The organism is Streptomyces bambusae (assembly GCF_019400985.1).
GTDB classification, from domain to species: domain Bacteria; phylum Actinomycetota; class Actinomycetes; order Streptomycetales; family Streptomycetaceae; genus Streptomyces; species Streptomyces bambusae_A.
In genome coordinates, this window is the sequence record NZ_WTFF01000452.1 from 1 (window position 1) to 4,617 (window position 4,617).

General features: G+C 72.5%; 4 protein-coding genes. 1 reads left to right on the top strand and 3 read right to left on the bottom strand.

Features of this window, described 5'->3' with window-relative positions; genetic code table 11:
• Positions 1 to 642 precede the first annotated feature (642 nt).
• Positions 643 to 1,644 (top strand): tryptophan--tRNA ligase, encoded by a 1,002-nt coding sequence (gene trpS, locus GPJ59_RS33745; RefSeq protein WP_219671748.1) that lies wholly within the window; start codon positions 643 to 645, stop codon positions 1,642 to 1,644.
• Between the two features lie 164 nt (positions 1,645 to 1,808).
• Here trpS and proC read toward each other — a convergent pair whose 3' ends face one another.
• The 3 genes from proC to GPJ59_RS33760 all read right to left on the bottom strand — a co-directional run bounded on the left by proC (position 1,809) and on the right by GPJ59_RS33760 (position 4,366).
• Positions 1,809 to 2,618, bottom strand: coding sequence for a pyrroline-5-carboxylate reductase (gene proC, locus GPJ59_RS33750; protein ID WP_219671750.1), 810 nt, complete (start codon positions 2,616 to 2,618; stop codon positions 1,809 to 1,811).
• A 132-nt stretch (positions 2,619 to 2,750) separates the two neighbouring features.
• The gene (locus GPJ59_RS33755) at positions 2,751 to 3,488 is read right to left on the bottom strand and encodes an ABC transporter permease (protein WP_219671752.1); all 738 of its coding nucleotides are present in this window, start codon (positions 3,486 to 3,488) and stop codon (positions 2,751 to 2,753) included.
• Positions 3,485 to 4,366: an ABC transporter ATP-binding protein gene (locus tag GPJ59_RS33760; protein WP_219671755.1), complete on the bottom strand. Its 882-nt coding sequence runs from the start codon at positions 4,364 to 4,366 to the stop codon at positions 3,485 to 3,487. The genes GPJ59_RS33755 and GPJ59_RS33760 overlap by 4 nt, the downstream gene beginning before the upstream one ends.
• Positions 4,367 to 4,617 lie beyond the last annotated feature (251 nt).

A 4,617-nucleotide genomic window follows, 5' to 3' on the forward strand; every position in this document is an offset into this window, starting at 1 on the left:
AGATCTTTTTCCGATCCGATTTCCTCGGCGCTTTCCGGTTCCGGCGCTTTCGCGCTTTTCCCTTCCGGCGTTTCCGACTCTATCAGATCCTTTCGGGCCTGACTCCCAGTCAGCGGGCTTGTCTTCCCGGCCCGTTGGGGCCGTTCCGACGAGTGAGACCTTAGCGGATTCCTTGTCCCCGGCCTAATCGGCGGGTGTGTCACTCGGACACGGATTCCTCATTCGCAAACACGCATGAAAACGAGACGGCGCAGTGCGTCGTTCGTTCGAATGAGTGGTGCGGAATGGCTGCCCGGGGACCAACCGAAGTCGGCGCTCACGTCGGACAACTCGAAGAACCTTACGGATCCCGCACGCCCGTGTCAACCCCCGGCTGACCGGGGTGTACCGGGGTGTACCGGGGGTGTCCTGCTCCGGCGACCCGCCCCGGAAACCTCATGCGCCGCGCACCCCCGCCCGTCTACGCTGACGCCCATGACTACGCGTGCGCTCACGTCCAGCCTTCGCTGGTGGGCCGCCTGACGGCGGCCGACCCACGCATGCGTTCCACGGCCGCCGCTTCGGCGGCCGTTCGTGTTTCCACCCCCTGGGGATCGGCCGCCGGTCGCGGCGGCCCTCGACACCACAGGGAGCAGAGCAGACATGACCAGGATCTTCAGCGGGGTCAAGCCGACCGGGCATCTGACGCTGGGCAACTACCTCGGGGCCGTGCGGCAGTGGGTCGCCGCCTCCGGCGAGGGCCGGGCGGACGATGCCGTCTACTGCGTCGTCGACCTGCACGCGCTGACCGTCGAGCACGACCCGGCGCGCGTACGGCGGCTGAGCCGGCAGGCGGTGACGGTGCTGCTGGCCGCCGGGCTCGATCCGCAGCGGTGCACGCTCTTCCTGCAGAGCCATGTGGACGAGCACACCCGGCTGTCCTATCTGCTGGAGTGCACGGCAGCCGACGGCGAGCTGCGGCGCATGATCCAGTACCGGGAGAAGGCGGCGAAGGCGCAGGAGGCGGGGGACGGGGTGCGGCTGTCGTTGCTGACCTATCCCGTGCTGATGGCCGCGGACATCCTCGCGTACCGGACGGACGAGGTTCCGGTGGGTGAGGACCAGCGGCAGCACGTCGAGCTGACGCGGGACCTGGCGGTGCGGTTCAACCAGCGGTACGGGCCGACGTTCACGGTGCCGAAGGCGACGCACCCGGCGGTGGCCGCGCGCGTGATGGACCTGCAGGACCCGACCTCGAAGATGGGCAAGTCCCACGACGCCACGGCCGGCATCGTCTACCTGCTGGACGAGCCGGAGGTGGTCACCCGCAAGGTGATGCGCGCGGTCACCGACAACGAGGGCGGGGTCGTCCACGACCGCGAGGCGCGGCCGGGGGCGGCGAACCTCCTGGACATCCTCGCCGCGTGCACCGGGGGCGATCCGGTGGAACTGGCCGCCGGCTACAGCGGGTACGGGGCCCTGAAGCGGGATGTCGCGGAGGCGGTCGTGGAGATGCTGCGGCCGGTGCGGGAGCGGCACGCGGAGCTGGCGGCCGATCCCGGGGCGGTGGAGAAGGTGCTGCGTACGGGTGCGGAGCGGGCCCGGGCGATCGCCCGGCCGGTGGTGGACCGGGCGTACGAGGCGATCGGGCTGCTCGCGCCCTGAAGGGAACGCGGGGCGGGGCCCCCTTCGGGGGAGGAGGGTGCGGGGGCGTGGGTGTGCCACGGCCCCGCGCGTTCCCCGGCGCCCCGGCACCCCGCGCGTTCCCCGGCACCCCGGCATCCCGCGCCCCGGCGCCTCCGGGGCCCCGTACGCGGGTGGCGGGACGGTCAGCCGTTGCCGGAGGCCAGTTCGCGGCTGCGGTCGCGGGCGGCTTCGAGGGCGGCGATGAGGGCCGCGCGTACGCCGTGCCGTTCGAGCTCCACGATGGCGTTGATGGTCGTACCGGCCGGGGAGGTGACGGCCTCGCGGAGCTTGACGGGGTGCTCGCCGCTGTCGCGCAGCATCACGGCGGCGCCGATGGCGGCCTGGACGATGAGGTCGTGGGCCTGGGCGCGGGGCAGGCCGAGCAGGATGCCGGCGTCCGTCATGGCCTCGACCAGGAAGTAGAAGTAGGCCGGGCCCGAGCCGGAGAGGGCGGTGGCGGCGTCCTGCTGGGACTCGGGGACGCGCAGGGTCTTGCCGACCCCGCCGAAGATCTCCTCGGCGTGGGCGAGGTGGGCGGCGTTCGCGTGGCTGCCGGCGGAGATGACGGACATGGCCTCGTCGACGAGGGCGGGGGTGTTCGTCATAACGCGGACGACCGGGGTGCCGGGGGCGAGCCGCTCCTCGAAGAAGGAGGTCGGGATGCCGGCGGCGCCGCTGATGACCAGGCGGTCGGCGGGGACGTGCGGGGCGAGCTCGTCGAGGAGGGTGCCCATGTCCTGCGGCTTGACCGTGAGGATGAGGGTGTCGGCGCGCTTGGCGGCCTCGGCGTTGCTGACGGCTTCGACGCCGTAGCGGGCGTGCAGTTCCTCGGCGCGTTCGGCGCGGCGGGCGGTGACGAGGAGTTTCGAGACGGGCCAGCCGCCGCGGATCATGCCGCTGAGCAGGGCCTCGCCGATCTTGCCGGTGCCGAGGACCGCGACTGTCTGGGTCATGCCCGATTCACCTCGCCTGGGGTTCCTCCCAGCGGACGGCTGGGGGGAGCGTGTGCGTACGTCGTACGTGCTCATCCTCGCACCCGGGTGGGAGGTGGCGCGGGTGTTGTCCGAGGGGTGGGCAGGGCGTGGTCAGGGGGTGCGGCGGCGGAGGGTGGCGGCGCCGAGGACGAGGACGAGGAGCGCGCAGCCGGCCACGATCGCGACGTCGCGGACGAAGTCGGCGGTCATGTCGGTGTGGACGAGGACCTGGTTCATGCCGTCGACGGCGTAGGACATGGGCAGGGCGTTGGAGATGCCTTCGAGGACCGGCTGCATGGTGTTGCGGGCGGCGAAGAGTCCGCAGAGCAGTAGCTGGGGGAAGATCACGGCCGGCATGAACTGGACGGCCTGGAACTCGGACGCGGCGAAGGCGGAGACGAAGAGGCCGAGGGCGGTGCCGAGCAGGGCGTCGAGGAGGGCGACGAGGAGCAGCAGCCAGGGCGAGCCGACGACGTCGAGGCCGAGCAGCCACAGGGCGAGGCCGGTGGCGAGGAGGGACTGGACGACGGCGAGGGCCCCGAAGGCGAGGGCGTAGCCGCCGATCAGGTCGGCCTTGCCGAGGGGCATGGCGAGGAGGCGTTCGAGGGTGCCGCTGGTGCGTTCGCGCAGGGTGGCGATGGAGGTGATCAGGAACATCGTGATCAGCGGGAAGATGCCGAGGAGGGACGCGCCGACGGTGTCGAAGGTGCGCGGACTGCCGTCGAAGACGTAGCGCAGGAGCGTCAGCATCAGGACGGGGACCAGCAGCATCAGGGCGATGGAGCGGGGGTCGTGGCGCAGCTGGCGCAGCACGCGGGCGGCGGTGGCGGTGGTGCGGGCCGTGTTCATCGCGGGGTCTCCTGGGAGGCGGGGGCGGCGGCCTTGTCGGCCGCGTCGGCCGCGTCGGCTTCGGCGGCTTCGGCGGCTTCGGCGGCTTCGTCGACGAGGTGGAGGAAGGCCTCTTCGACGGTGGCGCAGCGGGTACGGGTGCGCAGGGCGTCGGGGGTGTCCTGGGCGAGGATGCGGCCGTCGCGCATGAGGAGCAGGTCGTGGCAGCGCTCGGCCTCGTCCATGACGTGGGAGGAGACCAGGAGGGTGGTGCCGCGTTCTGAGGCGAGGGTGTGGAAGAGGTTCCACAGGTCGCGGCGCAGGACGGGGTCGAGGCCGACGGTGGGTTCGTCGAGGACGAGGAGCTCGGGGGTGCCGAGCAGGGCGGCGGCGAGGGAGACGCGGCTGCGCTGGCCGCCGGAGAGCCGCGCGGCGAGGACGTCGGCGTGGTCGGCGAGGTCGACGTCGGCGATGGCCCGGGCCACGTCGGCGCGGCGGCGGGCGGCGGCGGCGCGGCCGGGGTCGAGGACGGCGGCGAAGTAGTCGAGGTTCTGCCGGACGGTGAGGTCGGCGTAGACGGAGGGGTCCTGGGTGACGTAGCCGATGCGGGAGCGCAGGGCGGGGTCGCCGGCGGGGCGGCCGAGGACGTCGAGGGTGCCGGTGACGTGGGCCTGGGTGCCGACGACGGCGCGCATGAGGGTGGTCTTGCCACAGCCGGAGGGGCCGAGGAGGCCGGTGATGCGGCCGGGGGGCACGTCGAAGTCGATGCCCTGGAGAACGGTGCGGGGGCTGCGGGCCGTGCCGCGCCGCACGGTGAGGCTGCGGGCGTGCACGGCCGGGGCGGGCGCGGCGGGGGTGGGGCCGGCGGGGGCTGGCGCCTCGTCTCGGTTATTCACCATGCGATGAATAATGCGCCTGACTGTGCGACGGCGTCAACGGCGGGGTGGGGCTTTCGGGGGGGTGCCGGCGGGCCATGGGGCGGGGCGGGGGGGGGGGGGGCGGTGCGCGGGGGCATTTTCCCACCCCCCCCCCTCCACTACCAACGGGCTCCGCCGGACCGCGCCCTGGCGCTCACCCCCTCGCTTCTTTTCCCATATCCACACCCCCGCACTCCGGAGGTTCTCGTTACGCGGCTCATTTGTTGTAACAA

Coding starts and splice junctions, on each gene's coding strand:
- GPJ59_RS33755 (WP_219671752.1), bottom strand. CDS start 3,488: ATGAACACGGCCCGCACCACCGCCACCGCCGCCCGCGTGCTGCGCCAG.
- proC (WP_219671750.1), bottom strand. CDS start 2,618: ATGACCCAGACAGTCGCGGTCCTCGGCACCGGCAAGATCGGCGAGGCC.
- GPJ59_RS33760 (WP_219671755.1), bottom strand. CDS start 4,366: ATGGTGAATAACCGAGACGAGGCGCCAGCCCCCGCCGGCCCCACCCCC.
- trpS (WP_219671748.1), top strand. CDS start 643: ATGACCAGGATCTTCAGCGGGGTCAAGCCGACCGGGCATCTGACGCTG.